General features: G+C 69.4%; 16 protein-coding genes, 1 rRNA gene and 1 pseudogene. 7 read left to right on the top strand and 11 right to left on the bottom strand.

The features are described from left to right. The first annotated feature begins 95 nt into the window (after nucleotides 1-95). The 3 genes from RS82_RS15800 (at nucleotide 96) to RS82_RS15790 (ending at nucleotide 3,683) form a co-directional block, all read left to right on the top strand. Nucleotides 96-1,199, top strand: a complete 1,104-nt coding sequence (locus tag RS82_RS15800) for a substrate-binding domain-containing protein (RefSeq protein WP_045301618.1) — start codon at nucleotides 96-98, stop codon at nucleotides 1,197-1,199. A 157-nt stretch (nucleotides 1,200-1,356) separates the two neighbouring features. Then, nucleotides 1,357-1,998 (top strand): TetR/AcrR family transcriptional regulator, encoded by a 642-nt coding sequence (locus tag RS82_RS15795; protein ID WP_045301206.1) that lies wholly within the window; start codon nucleotides 1,357-1,359, stop codon nucleotides 1,996-1,998. Further along, a complete protein-coding gene (locus RS82_RS15790) occupies nucleotides 1,995-3,683 on the top strand; it encodes an MDR family MFS transporter (protein ID WP_045301204.1) in 1,689 nt (562 codons plus the stop codon). Before RS82_RS15795 ends, RS82_RS15790 begins: the two co-directional genes overlap by 4 nt. Here the strand turns inward: RS82_RS15790 and RS82_RS15785 are convergent, their stop codons facing one another. The 3 genes from RS82_RS15785 to RS82_RS15775 all read right to left on the bottom strand — a co-directional run bounded on the left by RS82_RS15785 (nucleotide 3,684) and on the right by RS82_RS15775 (nucleotide 5,476). After that, nucleotides 3,684-4,490: an isocitrate lyase/PEP mutase family protein gene (locus tag RS82_RS15785; protein WP_045301202.1), complete on the bottom strand. Its 807-nt coding sequence runs from the start codon at nucleotides 4,488-4,490 to the stop codon at nucleotides 3,684-3,686. 30 nt (nucleotides 4,491-4,520) lie between these two features. Then, nucleotides 4,521-4,961 (bottom strand): VOC family protein, encoded by a 441-nt coding sequence (locus tag RS82_RS15780; protein WP_052676878.1) that lies wholly within the window; start codon nucleotides 4,959-4,961, stop codon nucleotides 4,521-4,523. 146 nt (nucleotides 4,962-5,107) lie between these two features. After that, the gene (locus tag RS82_RS15775; protein WP_045301200.1) at nucleotides 5,108-5,476 is read right to left on the bottom strand and encodes a hypothetical protein; all 369 of its coding nucleotides are present in this window, start codon (nucleotides 5,474-5,476) and stop codon (nucleotides 5,108-5,110) included. Nucleotides 5,477-5,527: 51 nt separating this feature from the next. Between RS82_RS15775 and RS82_RS15770 the strand changes: the two genes are divergently transcribed. Continuing rightward, on the top strand, nucleotides 5,528-5,989 hold the full coding sequence (locus RS82_RS15770; protein WP_045301198.1) for a methyltransferase family protein: 462 nt from the start codon (nucleotides 5,528-5,530) through the stop codon (nucleotides 5,987-5,989). A 10-nt stretch (nucleotides 5,990-5,999) separates the two neighbouring features. Here RS82_RS15770 and RS82_RS15765 read toward each other — a convergent pair whose 3' ends face one another. Next, nucleotides 6,000-7,127 carry a peptidoglycan-binding domain-containing protein gene (locus RS82_RS15765; RefSeq protein WP_045301196.1) on the bottom strand — a complete coding sequence of 376 codons (1,128 nt, stop codon included), beginning with the start codon at nucleotides 7,125-7,127 and terminating at the stop codon, nucleotides 6,000-6,002. Nucleotides 7,128-7,275: 148 nt separating this feature from the next. Here RS82_RS15765 and RS82_RS15760 point away from each other — a divergent pair, with 148 nt between their 5' ends. After that, the gene (locus RS82_RS15760; protein ID WP_045301194.1) at nucleotides 7,276-7,761 is read left to right on the top strand and encodes an SRPBCC domain-containing protein; all 486 of its coding nucleotides are present in this window, start codon (nucleotides 7,276-7,278) and stop codon (nucleotides 7,759-7,761) included. On the opposite strand, the gene RS82_RS15755 is transcribed toward RS82_RS15760, so the two are convergent. Beyond that, complete coding sequence (locus RS82_RS15755) at nucleotides 7,762-8,151, bottom strand: PPOX class F420-dependent oxidoreductase (RefSeq protein WP_045301192.1); 390 nt, start codon at nucleotides 8,149-8,151, stop codon at nucleotides 7,762-7,764. Between the two features lie 122 nt (nucleotides 8,152-8,273). On the opposite strand from RS82_RS15755, the gene RS82_RS15750 reads away from it, so the two are divergent. Beyond that, nucleotides 8,274-9,131: an aldo/keto reductase gene (locus tag RS82_RS15750; protein ID WP_045301190.1), complete on the top strand. Its 858-nt coding sequence runs from the start codon at nucleotides 8,274-8,276 to the stop codon at nucleotides 9,129-9,131. Nucleotides 9,132-9,195: 64 nt separating this feature from the next. On the opposite strand, the gene RS82_RS15745 is transcribed toward RS82_RS15750, so the two are convergent. The 5 genes and pseudogenes from RS82_RS15745 to RS82_RS22060 form a co-directional block, all read right to left on the bottom strand. Then, nucleotides 9,196-9,498, bottom strand: a complete 303-nt coding sequence (locus RS82_RS15745; RefSeq protein WP_052676877.1) for a hypothetical protein — start codon at nucleotides 9,496-9,498, stop codon at nucleotides 9,196-9,198. A gap of 164 nt (nucleotides 9,499-9,662) precedes the next feature. After that, nucleotides 9,663-12,665: a family 43 glycosylhydrolase gene (locus tag RS82_RS15740; RefSeq protein WP_169748714.1), complete on the bottom strand. Its 3,003-nt coding sequence runs from the start codon at nucleotides 12,663-12,665 to the stop codon at nucleotides 9,663-9,665. A 139-nt stretch (nucleotides 12,666-12,804) separates the two neighbouring features. Beyond that, nucleotides 12,805-13,425: a hypothetical protein gene (locus tag RS82_RS15735; RefSeq protein ID WP_052676876.1), complete on the bottom strand. Its 621-nt coding sequence runs from the start codon at nucleotides 13,423-13,425 to the stop codon at nucleotides 12,805-12,807. 79 nt (nucleotides 13,426-13,504) lie between these two features. After that, nucleotides 13,505-15,889: a family 43 glycosylhydrolase gene (locus RS82_RS15730; protein ID WP_045301187.1), complete on the bottom strand. Its 2,385-nt coding sequence runs from the start codon at nucleotides 15,887-15,889 to the stop codon at nucleotides 13,505-13,507. A 415-nt stretch (nucleotides 15,890-16,304) separates the two neighbouring features. Continuing rightward, nucleotides 16,305-16,646 (bottom strand): annotated as a pseudogene (locus tag RS82_RS22060) (LacI family DNA-binding transcriptional regulator); the annotation flags it as partial. 221 nt (nucleotides 16,647-16,867) lie between these two features. Here RS82_RS22060 and RS82_RS15725 point away from each other — a divergent pair. Beyond that, entirely contained in the window at nucleotides 16,868-17,863 is a 996-nt protein-coding gene (locus RS82_RS15725; RefSeq protein ID WP_045301610.1) for a LacI family DNA-binding transcriptional regulator, read from the top strand. A gap of 177 nt (nucleotides 17,864-18,040) precedes the next feature. On the opposite strand, the gene rrf is transcribed toward RS82_RS15725, so the two are convergent. Next, nucleotides 18,041-18,117, bottom strand: a 5S ribosomal RNA gene (rrf, locus tag RS82_RS15720); the annotation flags it as partial.

The following is an 18,117-nucleotide window of genomic DNA, read 5'->3' as shown; positions in this document are numbered from 1 at the left end:
AAATCCTCTCGTGGGATGTGCGGATGCGGAAACCAAAACGAACAGATTCGTTCAGTCTTGAACCGACTCGAACACACTTGTACGCTGAGGCGATCATGGAGCAGCCCACCGACCCGCCGGCCTTCGGCCTCTCGCGCCGCGAGCACATCCTCGACGAACTGCGGCGTTCGGGCTCGGTGCGGGTGGCCGACCTCGCGCGTGGGCTCGGAGTCTCCGAGCTCACCATCCGGCGCGACATCGGACAGCTGGCCGACCGCGGCCTCGTCACACGCGTGCACGGCGGCGCGACGCTGCGCAGCCGGCTCGACACGACGGTTCCTGCATCCTCGGGCGCCCCCATCCGGTTCCGGGTCGGGATGGTCGTTCCGTCGCTCAGTTACTACTGGCCCCACATCATGATCGGCGCGCGGGCCGCGGCGACCGAGGTCGGCGTCCAGCTCATCCTCCGAGGTGCGACCTACTCCGTCGACGATCAGCGCCGGCAGATCGCCTCGCTCGTCGAGTCCGGCAGCCTGCACGGGCTCATCGTGGCGCCCGAGACCCTCGGCGCCGACGGGCGCGCCCTGCTGCACTGGCTCGAGGCGCTGCCGATCCCCGTCGTGCTCGCCGAGCGGCGCGTGCCGTCGGCGCTCGCGCTCACGAGCCTCGAGTGGGTCACCACCGACCACGTCTTCGGCGGCTCGCTCGCGGCCGACCACCTGGCCTCACTCGGCCACCGGCGCGTCGGCATCCTCACTTCGGCCGGCTCGCCCACGTCGTGGCAGCTCCGCCGAGGATGGGACCGCGCCGTCGAGGGGCTGGGACTCGAGTGCCTCGTCGACGTCGACGCGACGCTCGACGCTCTGGACGGGGTCGCCCGCGAGGCCCTCATCGCCGACGTGCTCGAGCGCTGCCGTGAGACCCGCACCACCGCACTCCTCATTCACAACGACCCTCAGGCGGTGCTGTTGCAGCAGCACGCGCGCGACCACGGCTGGTCGATCCCCGAGGACCTCGCGATCGTGGCCTACGACGACGAGGTCGCCGAGAGCGCCGAGCCCGCCATCACGGCGCTGCGTCCGCCCAAGCAGCAGGTCGGCCGTCTCGCGGTCGAGACGATGGTCGCCCGCCTGAGCGAGGGCGCGCGGCGCCCGGTGCAGCGCGTGTACCTCCTTCCGGAACTGCTGCCGCGCGCCTCCACGGTAGGCCCCGTGCACTGACCCGCCCCCCACTTCGACAGGTCAACCGGGGCTCTGCAGGCCCTCCGAACTCAGTGCGGTCCTGCGGAGGCGCGGTTGACCTGTTGAAACGCATCGCCGGAGGGCGCCGCCGCAGGCCAATTTGCACGATAATACCTTTAGTGCAAAACTGCATGATGTGACAGATAGTGCAGAAGGACTCCGCGAGCGCCGGCGTGCCGCGACCACGCGCACCCTGATCCGCACCGCACGGCGGTTCACCGCCGAGCACGGCCTGGCCGGCTTCACCGTCGAGGAGCTGTGCAGCGAAGCCGCGGTGTCGCGACGCACGTTCTTCAACTACTTCGCCTCGAAGGACGACGCCGTCCTCGGCATCCCTCTGGAGCGATCGGATGCTGCCGCCATCGCCCGCTTCCTCGCCGGCGCGTCCGACGAGCCGGGCATCTCGCCGAACCTGCTCACCGACCTCGCTCTCCTCTCCGAGGAGCGCTGGCGCGCGCTCGACATCGCCCCCGACACCGTGCAGGACCTGTTCCGCGCGGTCGAGAAGGAGCCCCGGCTGCTCGCGCGCATGCTCGAACTGGGGGTCGAGGGCGAGCAGTTCGACGCTCGGCTCATCGAGCAGCGCGAGAACCTGCCGTCGGGCGATCTCCGCGCGCAGGTCGCCTCACAGGTCGTCGGCGCACTCGTCCGCTCGGCGGCCGGAGAGTTCCTGAAGCCCGGCAGCCCCGACGCGTTCATCCAGATCTTCGAGCGGCGCATCGGCGCGGCGCGCGACCTCTTCGCCACGCAGACCGTATTGATGGGAACCCCCGAATGACCACCGCCACCGTCCCCACCGCCAAGCCCGGCGGCGAGGCGCCGTTCCTGCTCACGCAGCGGCGCATCTGGATCATCTTCTCCGCGCTCATCGCGGGCATGCTCCTGTCGAGCCTCGACCAGACCATCGTCTCGACCGCGATGCCGACGATCGTCGGCGAGCTCGGCGGCGTCTCGCACCAGGTCTGGATCACGACCGCGTACATCCTCGCGACCACGATCGTCATGCCCATCTACGGCAAGTTCGGCGACGTGCTCGGCCGCCGACGCCTGTTCATGGTGGCGATCGCGATCTTCACGCTCGCATCGGTCGGCTGCGCGTTCGCGACCGACTTCTGGATGTTCGTCGTCTTCCGCGCGATCCAGGGCCTCGGCGGCGGCGGGCTGATGATCCTCTCGCAGGCGATCATCGCCGACATCGTGCCCGCCGACCAGCGCGGCAAGTACCTCGGCCCGATCGGCGGCATCTTCGGCCTCGCGGCCGTCGCCGGCCCGCTCCTGGGCGGCTTCTTCGTCGACCACATGACCTGGCAGTGGGCCTTCTACATCAACATCCCGGTGGGCATCGCGGCGTTCTTCATCGCCGTGTTCGCCCTGAAGCTGCCGAACAAGAAGGCGGAGAAGCCGATCGACTGGCTGGGCGTGCTGTTCCTCTCAGCCGCCACCACATGCCTCATCTTCTTCACCGACTTCGGCGGCTCGGCGGACCAGGGCTGGGACTCCGGGGCGACCTGGGCGTGGGGCGCGGGGCTCGTCGCCTCGGCCGGACTGTTCATCTTCACCGAGTCGCGCGCGGCCGACCCCATCATGCCGCTGTCGATGTTCCGCAACCCGATCTTCATCAATGCGACCGCGATCGGCATGGCGATCGGAATCGGCATGTTCGCGGCTCTCGGCTTCGTGCCGACCTTCCTTCAGATGTCGTCGGGCACGTCGGCCGCAGCATCCGGTCTCCTCATGCTCCCGATGATGGTCGGCGTGATGGGCATGTCGATCGCGTCGGGCCTGCTCATCACCAAGACCGGCAAGTACAAGCTGTTCCCGATCGTCGGCACGCTCATCGTCGGCATCGCGATGGTGCTGATGACGACGCTCACCGCGTCGACGCCGATCTGGCTGATCTGCACGTACCTGTTCCTCTTCGGCGTCGGCCTCGGCTGCATCATGCAGGTCGTCGTGCTGGTCGTGCAGAACGCCGTGCCCGCTGCGGATCTCGGCACCGCGACCTCGACGAACAACTACTTCCGCGAGGTCGGGGCGGCGCTCGGCACTGCGGTGTTCGGCACCCTCTTCACGACGCGTCTCACCGAGAACCTGACGAAGGTCTTCACGGATGCCGGCGCCAGCCCCGAGCAGGCAGGCGAGGCGACGTCGAGCATCGACCCCTCGGTGCTGAACTCGCTGCCCGACACGGTCAGGACGGGAGTCGTGGACGCGTATGCCGACGCGCTCGCGCCCGTGTTCTGGTACCTCGTGCCGTTCATCGCGATCGCCTTCGTGCTGGCCCTCTTCCTCAAGCAGATCCCGCTGTCGGACGTTGCCGGGCTGGTCGCGCGCGGCGAGGCGATCGGGGGCGAGGAGGCGGAGCGGCTCGAAGCCGAGCGGCTGAAGGCCGAGCAGCACAGCGCCGCCCCCACCGGGCGCGCACGCCGTCGCACGCGCGAGAAGGACTCCGCCGCGCGGTAGTCAGGCGCCGAGCCGGCGCTGCACGTCGCCGTAGCCGAGGCTTGCATCGAGGAAGTCGAGCGTGCCGGTCTCGATCAGCTCCCGGCCGGCACGCTCCACTGCGGACAGCGCCGCGCGGGCGAGGCTGCCGCCCACACTGACCCGCTTGACCCCGAGCGAGAAGAGCGTGGGCGCGGGGATGACCGGTGCCACCAATCCCGCGACGACGTTGAGGGGCGCCGGGATCTCCGCGACGAGTCGGCGGATGGTGTCCTCGTCCTTGACCCCCGGCACGAAGATGCAGTCGGCCCCGGCCTCGACATAGCGCTGCGCGCGCTCGACCGTCTCGGCGAACGGATCCTTCGCCGTGCCGATGAAGTATGCGTCGGTGCGCGCGTTCAGTACGAAGCTGCCCGTCGGCGCGGCCGCACGCGCGGCCGCGAGGCGCTCCGCCGCCTCCTCGACCGGGAACAAGACGCCTGCGGAGGCATCCTCGATGTTGCCGCCGACGATCCCCAGCTCGGCGGCGAGCGCGACGGTACGCCCGACCTCCGCCGCGGTGTCCCCGTAGCCCGCCTCGAGATCCGCACTGACAGGCACGCCCACCGCGGCGGCGATCTCCGCGACCCGTTCGAACATGACGCCGGGGTCCAGCGCTCCCCCGTCGGGCACACCGTAAGACCACGCGATGCCCGCACTCGTCGTGGCGACGGCGGGGAAACCCACCTGCTCGAGGATGCGTGCGGTCCCGGCATCCCATGCGTTGGGGATCACGAATCCGGCGCCCGAGTGCAGCGCGAGGAACTCCGAAGCCTGATCTGCCGGCACGAGCCGTCCTTCCCTCCACGCTGAGCGGGCTCAGTCGTCGAGCCGCTGTCCGAGTTCGATGATGAGCCCTTCCGGCCCGCGGACGTAGCAGACGAGCCACACGTCCTCGTAGTTCACGAGCTCCGCCATGGTGTCGTACCCGGCGGCGCGGACCTGGGTGAGCACCCCCTCGACATCGTCGACGCGGTAGGCGAGGTGGCGCAGGCCCGGCGTGTTCGACGGGAGATCGCCGACGGATGGGGGGCTCTCCGGCTGCAGGAACTGCGAGAGCTCGATCGTCCCCGAGCCGTCGGGCGCGGTGAGGAACACCATCTCGACATCGGTGCCGGTGAGCCCGTTGACGCGATCCGCCCACGGGCCGCCGACCCGAGCCTTCTCGCCGCGGTGGAATCCGAGCATCTCGAGGAAGCCCGCCATCGCCTCGAGGTCCTCGACGATGAGGCCGATGTGCTCGAAGCTGCGGACACCCACCCTCGCGACCTTAGGCGTCGAACGGGCGCAGCGGTACCCCGTCGTACCGCCACCGCGGCACGTCGCGGAATGAAGGAGGGACGACGATCACCGCCTCAGCGTAGACGGACCGTACGACCGCGTCGCCCGCAGGAATCGCGCAGGCGTCAGGGCGCAAGCAGCGCGACCGCCCCCACGGCGACGACGACGAGCGCGAGGGAGAGCGCGACCGCCGCTTTCCACCTGTCCGGCTGCGACAGCCAGACGGGAACATCGAGCAGCTGCACCAGCACCGTGACGGCCGCGACGGCGAAGACCCAGCCTCTGACCTCCCACCTCCACGCGAGCCAGACACCGAGTGCGCCGATCAGTGCCGCGACGACGAGAGCGGCGCACCGGATGAGGAGGTACCACCCCGTGGTGCGCGCGACATGGTCCTCGGCGCGGGCGCCCTCGACGGCGGCCCGGCCGCCCAGGATCCCGAATGCGTTCACCGCGGCGCTGACCAGGGCGAGGGCCAGGACCCATCCGTTCATGCCGCCCACCTTAGGGCCCGACACCTGGGGGCTCGCGGCTACACTGCGGGAATGGCGGACGCGCCCGCGTATCGGATCTGGCCGCCGGTGGCGCTCGGGGTGCCCCTCGTCGCCGGGTGGATCCTCACGGCCGTGGTGGGCGACCCGATCACACTCCCGGTCGGACCATCGCGGGTGATCGCGCTCGTGCTCATCGCCGGGTTCGCACTGTGGAACGGCTGGGCGCTGTGGCTCATGGCCCGGCACCGCACCGCGCTGCTGCCGGGCGGTGCGACCAGCACGATCCTCGACCGCGGTCCGTTCCGCGTCAGCCGCAACCCGCTCTACCTCGGTCTCATCGCGCTCGACATCGCCCTGGCGCTGCTGTGGCCGTCGTTCTGGGCGCTGGTTCTCACGCCGCTCGGCGTTGCGGCGCTGTGGTGGGGTGCGATCACGCCCGAGGAGCGCTACCTCGGCGAGAAGTTCGGCACCGAGTACGACGACTACCGCGCGCGGGTGCGCCGCTGGCTGTAACCGCCGGCGTTCAGCCGTCCGAGCCCGAGGGGGTCGGCGTCGGTGCGGTCGCCGCCTTCTGCAGATCGGAGATCGCCTTCTCGAACGCGGCGATTGTCGCAGCATCCACCGTTCCCGTCGGCTCGACGCCCAGCTCGGTCTGGAACGCCTGTACTGCGGCTGTCAGCTCGGGCGTCCATACGCCGTCGACGGGGCCGTCCCAGAATCCGACGAGCGTGAGCGTCTGCTGGATCGCGGCCGTCGTCGCGACCGACTCCTGGGCGGCAGCGCCGCCCAGCTCGGCCAGCTTCGCCTGCAGCGCCTCGGCGGTCGCCTTGTCGACGGTGCCGGTGACCGGGAGTCCGGCCGCCCTCTGCAGATCCTCGACGGCCTGGACGGTCAGCGGCCCATAGACGCCGTCGACGTCACCCGTGTAGTAGCCGGCGACGAGGAGGTCCTGCTGGAGCGCCGACGTGTACGCGCGGACCGCCGCTTCGGCCTGCACCGCCTGCTCGTCGGTGAGGCAGCCGGCGTCGGCGACCAGCGCGAGCCACGCCATCTCGAGCGCGACCGCGGCGCTGTTGAACCGCTCGGCCGCGTCCTTCAGGGGCGTGTCGTCGGTAACGGATGCCTCGGCCGCCGCGAACTCGGATTCCGCCTGCTTCACGCGTTCGACGGACGCAGTGGGCGCGAGCGGCGTGCTCGACGGCTCCGCGGGCGCGGGTCCGCTCGGCGTTCCTGTCGGACCCGCCTCCGCCTCGGCGAGCGCGATCTGCGCGTCGACGAGTTCCTGCTGCGCGTCGTACAGCGCCTGGTTCGCGGAGACGGCCGCTTCAGCACCGTCGACCGCATCCTGCCGCGGTTCGGCGAGGTCCGCGCCCGCGTTTCGGACATCGCCGACCGTCGGAGCGGTGTCGTTGAGCACGTCGCCGTAGCGGTCGAGCGCCTCGATGTAGTCCTTGCTCGCGCCGCAGAATGCACCCGACGCAGCGGTGAGCTCGGTCTGCGCCTCGGCGACCGCCTTCTCCTTCGCCGAGACCTGGGCTTTCGCCCGCTCGATCGGGTCGGCCTCGGCGGAGCATCCGGCGAGGACCGTGGCCGCGACGGTGCCCGCGATGACGACGGCGCCCAGCCGCGCAGACACCCTGGTGCGGATCATCCCCACGTGGCGCCTCCTCCTGAACCGAAGCATGTGAGGCACATCATGGCACCGCGAACGGTCTCGACGCCTCATGCGGATCGCATGAGTTCCGCGTGTGTCGACGCGGAGGTAGTCTGCGACGAGCCGGCGATCCGGAGGAGAAGCCATGACCACGATCGACCCTGAGCGCGACCTCACCCTCGATCGCGTGATCCACGCGCCCCGCGAGGCCGTCTGGGACGCCTGGAGCACACCGAGCCTGCTCGCGAAGTGGTGGGTGCCGGCGCCCACCGTCGCCCGCGTGGACCGGCTCGAGGTCAGCCCCGGCGGCGCCTTCGTCACGAGCATGAGCGCCGACGGCGCACTGTTCGCCCCTCACACCGACTCCGTGTTCCTCGTCGTCGAGCCGCATCGCCGCCTCGTCTTCACGAACGCCGTCGACAGCGGCTGGCACCCTGCGAAGCCGGAGCCCGTCGCGATGACCGCCGAGATCAGCCTCGACGACCACGCGGACGGCACCGATTACCGCGTGGTGGTGCGGCACGGCGATGCCGCCGCCCGCAGCCGCCACGAAGCGCTCGGGTTCTTCGAGGGATGGAGTGCGGTCACGGCAGCGCTCGCCGCCCTGGCCGAGGGTGGTGCCCGACCGTAGTCACGCCTCCCGAAAGAGCCCCCCGCTGCCCATGAGCCGCGAAGGCGTGAGGACGATCGCGACCCGGAGGGGGTTCACGCGGGGCTGGCGGTACCGCTCGGCGTAGAGGGCGACCGCGAGCGCGACCTCGTCAGGGTCGTCGTGCACCGTCGCCGCGCCCTGGAACGAGAGCCAGCGGGCGCCGTCCACCTGGCTGATCGTGGCGGTGCCGTCGCGCCACACGTTCCGCACCTTCTGCGAGTCACGCGAGGTGATGATCCGCAACAGCCCGTCGTGCAGCGTGAAGCCGACCGCGACCGCGTGGATGCCGCCCCACGGCGCCAGCGTCGAGAGTGTGCCGATGTGCCGTTCGCGCACGAACTCGATACCCGCCTCCGACAGTTCCCGCACGGTCCCACGCTACCGGCCGGATGCGTACACACGCGCCGGGACTCCCGTTCGCGGCGCGGAGAATCTACAGTTCGATGAGGGACGCGTAGATGCGCCTCCAGTCCCCGGAGGAGGCAGCAGAGATGGTGACCAGCATCCCGCTCTCGAGCGGAACACGGATGCCGCAGCTCGGCCTGGGCGTCTACCTCGTCACCGACGTGGCGGTGTGCGAGTCGAGTGTGAAGTCCGCCCTCGACTCCGGGTACCGCCTCATCGACACCGCGGCCATCTACCGCAACGAACGGGCGGTGGGACGCGGCATCCGTTCGTCCGGAGTCCCCCGCGAGGAGATCTTCCTCACGACGAAGCTGTGGCCCTCGGACTACGCCTACGACAAAGCGCGCGCCGCGATCGGCGGCGCGCTGGAGCGGCTCGACTGCGGCCCCCTCGACCTGCTGCTCCTGCATCAGCCCGTCGGCGACGTGAAGGGCGCGTGGCGGGCGATGGAGGATGCGGTCGACCAGGGTGTCGTGCGCGCCATCGGGGTGAGCAACTTCGCGGTGCCCGACCTCGAGCGCCTGCTTCCGGCGGCGCGGATCCCACCCGCGGTGGACCAGGTGGAGCTGCATCCGCATTGGCAGCAGCCGGACCTGCTCCCGTTCCTGGCCCAGCACGCGATCGTCCCCGAGGCGTGGTACCCGCTGGGCCACGGGTCGGCCAAGCTTCTCTCGGAGCCTGCGGTCGTGGGGGCTGCGGCCTCACACGGCAAGTCGGCAGTCCAGGTGATCCTCCGCTGGCACGTGCAGCGCGGCTTCGTGGCGATCCCGAAGTCGACCGATCCCGCGCACATCGCCGCGAACATCGACGTCTTCGACTTCGAGCTGAGTCCCGCCGAGATGGCCGGCATCGACGCGCTCGGCAAGGACCGCCCGATGTTCCGCCTGCCGCGCTGGATGATGGCGGCGACCATGCCACTCGCCCGCCCGCGACCGCTCGGGTAGCCGCGCCCGAACGCAGACAGACGCCGCGGCGGCGCATCCGTCTGCCGTCGATGACCGAGCCGGCTCAGCCCGTGCGGGTGCCGACGATGGTCGACGGTGGGAAGGGACCCGCCTGCGCAGTGCCCGTGAGCCGGTCGCCGACGACGTGCAGCGCGACCACGAGCGACATCGGCAGCGGCGCGACGAGGTCGAGTGTGAACTCGGCCGTGTCGCCCGAGGCCGTGCCGCCTCGGATCGCGATCGGGCCGGTGGGACCGATCGCAGTGCCCGTGAGCGAGGTTCCGACCGTCGTCAGCGTGGCGTCGAAGTGGTGGGATCCCGCCAGCGTCGCGACCTCGATCGCCCACTTGCCGTCGATGGCTGCCACGCCGACCTCTTTCGTCCTGACGGCCACGCGGTCGTCGAGGCCATTCTGCCCGCGCGCGGTCCGTTGCGCACGCCGCTGCGGCCGCCGTGTTGAAGGGTTGCCGGACGGCAGGATGGCGCGGGGTGCGGCGGTCCGGAGCTCGTCCGGACCGCCGCACCGATCGTTCAGCCGCAGCTGCGCGCCGCGATGGGCGATTCCAGCGGCACCGTCACCGCGTCACCGTCGACGGTCGCGGACGCCTCGACGGTCACGACACCCGCGGGGATCGCGACCTGACGCGTCGTGAACGCGCTCGATGTGGTCTTTCCCGGCGCGAGCGCCGCGATCGACTTCCCGCCGTACGGCGTCGTGACGACCAGCGAGACCGGCACCCCTGCGCCGTTCGCCGTCTGCACTGTCAGCACCGCCTTGCCGCTGACACAGCGCGCGCCGGTCGTGATCGACACCTCGAGCGTGGGCTCGGGGGCCTTGAGCACTCCGAGCCGTGCCAGCTGCAGACTCAACGCACGCTCCGGCGCGTCGATCTGGTTCTGCGTGCCCGCGGTGCGCGCGCGGGCTCCGGCCGCCTCCGCCAGGAGTTCCTCGAGCTCGACCCACTCGTTCTCGGGGTAGTCCACCTCCTGGAGCGTCGCCGCATACGCGATGGCGGCATCGAGATCGCTCTTGTCGAGCGGAAGGCCCTGAGCGGTCAGCGTGTCGCTCAGCAGGTAGTGGTCGAAATCGACGTGGCCGCCTGCTTGCTGCGTCGCGTAGTTGAACAGACCGATTCGATGTCCCATGAAATGCGTGAGGCTGCCATCGAGGGTCTGCGGTCCCACCCGGTTGCCGAGCTGCTGCCAGTTCAGGCCGTCCAGGCTGTAGAAGAACGTCGTCCACAGCTGACCGGCCGGATTCGCGAAGTCGAGGTCCGCCTTCAGGTGCACCTCGGTGGCGGACCCGAGATCGGCCGTCGACCCGGCGACGAACGACTCGACGGCCGCCTGGTCGATCGTCGCGGAGAAGGGCTGACCGCGGTGGACGACGCCCACCGTGTTGACGCCGTTCACGCGCTTGACCGCCACATACGAGAAGCCGCGGTTGAAGGCTGCCAGTCCTGCGACGTCGCCGTTCTTCATCCCCGAGATGTCGAGCTTCGTCTCGGCCGACTGGCGCGGTCCGAAGGTGCGCTGCGACAGCGTGTTGCGCGCCTCCTCGAGATACGTGACCTCATCCTTGTTCGAGAGCTTGTCGTGACGGAAGTTGCCCGTGACGACCTTGCCGGTGGTCAGCCGCAGCCAGCCGTCGCGATCGGTCAGCGACCAGTACCGGTTGTCGGGGGCGTGGTTCCACTCCCACTGCATCGCGAGGCGCGACCCGTTCGGGGCGATCTCGTCGGGGTGGGGCAGCTCGGTCGTGAGTGGCCGGCCCTTCAACGACACGTCGTCGACCTTGAGGTCCATGAGGTGCGTGTCGGGCGCCGCCAGCGCATTGGCGTTGCTCGTCCACGGTGTCTCGATGAAGATCCGCATCGACGAGAGGGGCTGGGATGCCGGGACGGTGAAGCTGCCCGAGATCGTCGCCCACTGACCCCGCGTGGCCGTGACGCTCGCGAGGTTGGTGAAGGTGCTGCTGCCGTAGCGGGCGGTGATCAGGAACTGCTTCGTCGCCGGGCTGTTCGGATTCTCGTACTTGACCTTCGCGGACACGTCGTACGTGACGTTGTGCTGCACCTTCCCCGACACGTCCTGCGCCGCACCCGAGCCGGTCGTCGTGCGACCGGTCACCTGCAGCGAGCCCGCGCCGGTGGCGGCATCCGTCGACGCTGCGAGCGTAGCCGTGTCGTTCACGATCCACCCCTGCGCGCCGCTCTCGAATCCCGGGTTGGTGAGCAGCTCCACGCCCAGCAGGGACTGGTCGACATCGGGAGCCGCGGGGATCGTCCAGTCCTCGTCCATGTACGCGCGCTGCGGAGCGTCGTTGTCGAAGTCGTCCGAGACCACGATGCTCTTCTGCCGTTCGTACAGCTCTTCGGCAGGACTCAGGTCGATCGGCTTCGCGAACGTGCCGTTGAGCGGGACCGACCCGTTGTTGCCGAACGTCGGCCACCCGTTCGACCACGTCGCCGGGATCAGCGCGGGAATGCGTCCGATCGGGAACGTGTCGCGGAAGAACATCCCCCACCAGTCGGTCCCACCGCCCTCGCGTGCGATCGGCACCAGGCTGCCCTGGGCGAAGCCGTTCGAGTTGAGCACGCCCTTCGCCTCGTACGGGTTGCTTCCGTTGGAGGTCTCATAGCGCCCGAGCAGGTGATCGGAGCGGAACAGTGCGACCTGACGGCCCTGGCCCGACGGCCACGTGATGATCACGATGTAGTACTTGCCGTCGATGTACTGCACCTGCGCGCCCTCGAAGAGACCGCCGATGAACGACGACCCGGGGTAGTCGGAGGTCCGGAGGATCTGCGGGTACTCCGCCACCACGGTTCGCATGTCGCTGCTGAGCTTCACGGCGCTCGTCGATCCCGAGCCGTAGAAGATGTACGCGGTGCCGTCGACGTCGAAGAACAGCGACGGGTCGTGGAACGCACGACCCAACGCGATGCGCTCCCAGGACCCGTCGTCGATGTCGTCCGTCACATAGAGGTAGGACCCGCCGAGGTTGTTGGTGTTGAACGCGACGTACCACTTGCCGTCGTGATACCGGATCGACGACGCCCACTGCCCCTGCCCGTAGGAGGTCTGTCCGTTGCGCAGCGAGAAGGAGTCGCTGATGTCGGCACGGTCGAAGACGTAGTTGACGATCTCCCAGTTCACCAGGTCGTACGACTTCATGATGGGAGCACCGGGGCTCAGGTGCATCGTCGTGCTGATCATGTAGTAGATGTCGCGGCCCTCGTCGTTCTCGGCCGCGGGGACGCGTTCGACCGAGACGTCGGGGACGTCGGCGTTCAGCAGCGGAACGCTGTAGGTTCCGTCCCCCTTGTCGGTGGACGTGTAACCGGAGTCCGGCTGCCACGGATCGGCGGCCTGGGCGGGCGGAGCGGCGAGGAGCAGGCCGGCAGCGACGATGGCGGCGCTCGCGAGGGCGAGGTGCCGCAGCCGGCCTCTGCCGGACCTGCCGGCGGGTGGGCGGTCGAGAACGTCGGGCTGCGCCGAGCGCGGCCCGAATGAGGTGGATGACGGGGACAAGGGTTTCTCCTTGGTCGAGAGCGCGAGCGCAGTCGGCTGCGCAGAGGGGTGTGGTCCGGATGCCGTCCGCGACGGGACGGTCCACCGTCGTCCCGAGGCCGGCGGGTGTGTCCCGCCGGCCCCGGAACGCGCGGGATCGCTACAGCGCGTCCTCCCAGAGCGTGAGCGTGAGCGTGGCCGAGTAGCTTCCCGGCTCGACGTCCGCGGGCGTCTTCAGGCGCAGGTCGGCGTTCGCCTGCCACTGCCCGACCGTTCGCGCCTCGCCGGAGTCCAGCGCGAGGGCAAGGAACTCCTCGCCCTCGAGGCCCACGTTGTTCGGCGCGGAGTCGAAGACGGTACCGACCTCGGGCCCCTCTGCGACTTCTCCGTCGTTCGGGGTGAGCAGGCGCGGGGTCCAGCCCAGTTGCTCCGGACCGATCGGCGTCGCGCCCGCGGCGGTGAACGCCGAGGACTGACCCGTGACGTACCAGAACGCCCCCTCGGGCACCTCTTCCCGATCGTCGGTCACGGTCACCGTCGGCAGCACCCCGGTGAACTCGCGCAGATCGGGGTCGGTCGAGGGCGCCTCGGTCAGCACCGCCCCGCCCGCGACGACGCTCATCGTCAGTGCGCCCACGGGCGGCAGAGCGGCGATGTCGACGCTGACCTGCACGTCGTCATCACCGAGTTCGTCGGCGGCGGCCGCACCGGCAGCGCCGAGCAGCAGCATCCCTCCCAGAGCGCACGCCGCTGTGCGGGCGAGCATTCCTGGCTTCTTCATTCTGTCTCCTGATTCTCGGCGGCATCGCCGCTCGCGGAAGTCGGGGTGACGGCCGGACGGAGCCGCCACCCCGGGTTCGTCAACCGCAGCTGTGCGCGGCGATGGGCGCCGACACGGCGGTGGACACCTGCTGGCCCCCGACAGTCGCCGTGACGGCGACGTCGGCTGCGCCGGCCGGCGTGTTCGCCTGACGCGTCGTGAACGCGCTGGAGACCGACTTGCCGGGTGCGATGACGATCGACGACTTCGAGCCGTACGGGGTCGTGACCGTCGCGGTCACGGGCACCTCATCGGAGTTGGTCACCTTGACCGTCAGCACCGACTTGCCCGCGACGCAGCGTGAAGCTGCGTCGGCGGAGACGTCGAGCGACGGCGCCGCCGACTCGGCGAACGACCACGTGTCGAGCTCGAACAGGTCGCCGCTGCCGCCCTGGAAGGTGAAGAACACGTCGTGCGTGCCCGTCAGTCCCGCGAGGTCGGCGGTCAGATCGGTCCACTGGCCGGCCGTGCCGGTGACAGGGATCGTGCCCACGATCGGTCCGGTCTCGCTGCCGGTGCGCACGTTGATCGATCCACCGTTCTGCAGCGGCTTCACCTTCACCGTGACGGAGGCCGCCCCGGCGTCCCCGAACGCCACCGACGACAGCGCCGTCCAGTCGCCGTTGTCGATGTCCTTCACGACGAGGTTGGGCGCGGCGGCACCGAACTGCGGCGATCCGCCATCGACCTTCTGCGTCGCGATGCCCTTGCTCCAGCCGAGGGTCTCCGCCTCGAACGTGCGGAACGGATCGAAGTCCTTCACCTGGGCCACACCGGCGTAATCGCCCACGACCTGCTTCGCGGTGCCGTCCTCGTTGAAGGTCAGCTCCTGGATGTGCGGGCTGCGGTACCCCTGAGTGGTGTTGCCGTTGATGCGCTTGTTCAGGGTGGGCGCGTGGTAGGTGAAGTAGTACTTGCCCTCGAACTCGAACACCGACTGGTGGTTGTTGCCGCCCGTGCCGGCGCCGAAGAACTGCGACTGGTTCGGGAACAGGACGCCCGCGTAGGCCTCCTTCGGGAACGACATCGGGTCATCCGAGATCATGTAGCCGATCTGGCCGCCGCCGGGGTAGCCCGGAAGCGCGGTCTGGTTGCCGCCGAAGTCGTTGCCTCCGAAGTGCGACGAGTACGACAGGTAGTACTTGCCCTGGCGCTCGAAGACCTGCGCGGCCTCGAACGCCACGGGGGCATCCACCACCGCCGCGGTCCCCTTGGTGGAGACCATGTCGTCACCGAGCTCGATCACGCGGATGTTCTTCGGGTTGTTGAACCGCTCGGCCGCCGGGAAGCTCGTCGAGGCCGGGCCGCCACCGAAGTAGAGGTATGCCTTGCCGTCGTCGGTCACCAGCGGTGCCGGGTCGAACAGCCAGCTGACGCCCGACGCGCCGGGGGTGGTGCCGTTGATCAGCGTGCTCGATCGCACATTGGTCCACGGCCCGATGGGCGAGTCCCCGACGAGGACGTTGCTGGATCCCCCGCCGTTCGCGTAGTACAGGAAGTACTTGTCGACGCCGTTGATCGTCTTCTTCGCGAAGCCCGGTGCCCACGAGTTGCTCGTGTAGGGTGCGACGCCCTGCGGCCCGGCCACCTGGATCTCGCCGTGGTCGGTCCAGTTCACGAGGTCCTCGGACGAGATCAGCGTGATCTGGTTGATGCTGCCGTAGTTGATCTGCGGCGAGATGCCGGTCACCGGGTCGGGCGCGTAGCCCTGGGTGTCGTTGGTCATGAACATGTAGACCCGGCCGTCCTCGGCGTAGCCGAAGCCGTCGGCTCCGAACTTGTGCCCGATGAGCGGGTTGTGCTCACCGGGGAGCTTGCCGACGACCTCGATCGTCTTGGACGGTGGGGGCGGCGGGGGCGTGCCGACGAGCGAGACGTCATCCACCACGAAGTCCATCAGGTGGGTGTTCGGGTCGCTCGAGGGCGAGCTGGTCCACGGCGTCTCGATGAACAGGCGCGCGGTCGACACGCTCTGGCTCGCGGGGATCGTGAAGGTCGCGTTGATGTAGCCCCACTGCCCGCGCCCAGGCGTGGTGCTGCCCAGGTTGGTGTAGGTCCCTCCGCCGTAGTGCATCGTGGCGAAGAACTGCTTGGTGGCCGGGCTGCTCGCGTTGTCGTACTTCACCCGGGCCTTGATCGTGTAGGTCTGGCCGGCCTGCACCTTGCCGCTCAGATCCTGCATGGGCCCGGAGCCGGTGGTCGTGCGGCCGGCGATCTTGATCGCGGATGCCCCCGAGTAGGCGTCGCCGACGATCGACAGGGTGCCGCCGTCGGTGGCGTTCCCGTTGTTCACGAACCAGCCCTCGAGGCCGGACTCGAATCCGCCGTTCGCGATGAGCTCCTCATCGGCCGCGGTGGCCGGCTGGGCGAGCCCGCTCACGAGGAGCGCGCTGGCGGCGATCGCCACACCTAGGACGGCCGCCATCCTGCGGCGTCTTGCCGCGTGATGGATCTTTTCTCTGGTCAAGGTCTCCTCCTCATTGATCGATCAACCTCGAGCCGCCTGCACCGCGTGTCGGAACGCGGAGACGACGGCCGGTCGCAGTCTCCCGCGCCCCAGATCTGCTGAGCACTGCTGCGTGCGGCCCGTCCTCATCGGCGGTCGTTCGCATGTTAGCGGTCACAGCTTGGGCTCACAAGGGCGAATGTTCGCGCTATCAACGAACATGCGCGTCCACCTCAAGATGTTCCCGAGCTACATCCCGCAGATCGCGCCTACTCCTCAGACTGCCCCGTCCGCCCGTCGTGGAGCGCTCAAAGGTCCAGCGGTCGCGCGCAGCACGAGCCGAGCCGCGCCATCGGATCCGGCCACGGCGGCCCCTCTCCGATCGAATGGAGCACTATCGCGACGGCGAACTCGGCGAAGTCGTCGGTCGGGGTGCCGATCGCCGTGAGCGGCGACGATCGTCAGCGCGAATCCGCTCCGCCTGGTCGCGCGATCGACCGCATCGAGCGGCCGTGCTGCCCGCGGCGAACCACCGCTTGTCGCCACGACGGCAGCGAGCTGAGGACGCACGCGTCCGGCGAGGACGCACGCGTCCGGCGAGGACGCACGCCGAGATGTTCGGCTCGTCCCCGACGCGGGCGACCACCACCAGCACGTGGCGGCGCGTCTCATCGGTCAGCCCTCCCCCGCCGTCGATCGCCCGGGACACCGTCGCGTGCGAGACACCGGCGGTCTCGGCGACGTCATAGTGGTGGGCGGAAGACGTCTCCGCCTAGGCTGCAGGACCACGCGGGCTCACGTCTCACGATGACCGATGGACGGGAGTGGCGGCGCAGACTGCGGATCTGAGCGCGTCGAACGGCGAGACGCCGGTAGAGTCGCTCTATCCCACGGCGCCGAAACGAACCGACCCGGATGCAACAACGAGCCAGATCCCGTACGAACCCGCACGTGACGATGCAGGATGTCGCCCAGCAGGCGGGGGTCTCGGCGCAGACTGTGTCCAACGTTGTGAACGGTCGTACCGAGCGGGTCAGTGTGGAGACGATCGACCGTGTCGCCCGCGTCATCGACGAGCTGGGCTATCGACTCAATCAGAGTGCTCGCTCGCTGCGGAAGGGGCGGACGGGGATGGTCGGCCTCGGCGTGCCCGTCCTGGCATCGGAGTACTACGGCGAGCTGGCCGAGCGGCTTTCTCGCCTGTTCGCTGAACGCGGCATCCGTTTGGTGACCGAGAACACGCGCGGCGCGATGGCTACGGAGATGGACTCCCTCGCGGCGTCGCAGCTCGAGACATACGACGGATTCATCCTTGCGATCGCGGCGAGCGAGTCCGCCGAGCTCGATCGGATCCTCCCGAACAAGCCGATCATCCTGCTCGGCGAACGCGCCGTGTCCGCCCGGTTCGACCACGTCCTGATGGACAACGTCGGCGGCGGGGCGATGGCGACAGGTCATCTGCTCGACCGCGGTGCGCGGGCGGTGGTCGCGCTCGGCGGCGCCGGGTCGGGGGGCGAGTCCCTTCAGACCCTTCGCACACGGGGGTACGCGGATGCGCACCGCGGACGCGGCCTCGGAGTGAGGCAGGAACTCATCCTCAACACCGGGCTCGACATGGCCGACGGATTCCGGGCGATCTCGGCGCTCGTCGACGCCGGCGTCCCCTTCGACGGCGTCTTCGCTCTCACTGACTCCAGCGCCCACGGAGCGTTGCGGGCGCTCACGGATCGCGGCATCCGCGTTCCCGAGGACGTTCAGGTGGTGGGGTTCGACAATGTACGGGCGAGTTCCTACACCTCGCCTCGATTGACAACGATCGAGCCCTCGAACGACGAGATGGCCGACGAGATCGTGGACATCATGCTCATGCGCCTCCAGACCGGCGGCCCGACGCAGGAGCCCCGGCGCAGCATGCTGCCGACACGCCTCATCGTGCGCGAGACCACGCGTTAGCACGCCCCGTCGTCCTGGCCGTCCCGCCGCACCGACCAGGCGGGAACGCGCGCTCCGCTGGGCAGCCGCGCAGAGCGACTGCCCACCCCCTGATGAACGGGCGGCTCATCCGACCGCGAATGTCGGGCTGTTAACGCGGAATGGCCACCCGTGGGGGTGGCCATTCCGTGAATGGGTGTCCGGCGGTGTCCTACTCTCCCACAGGGTCCCCCCTGCAGTACCATCGGCGCTGAGAGGCTTAGCTTCCGGGTTCG

Source organism: Microbacterium trichothecenolyticum (assembly GCF_000956465.1).
Taxonomy (GTDB): domain Bacteria; phylum Actinomycetota; class Actinomycetes; order Actinomycetales; family Microbacteriaceae; genus Microbacterium; species Microbacterium trichothecenolyticum.
The sequence above is the reverse complement of the archived record's forward strand: the minus strand, read 5'-3'. Positions and strand labels throughout refer to the sequence as shown.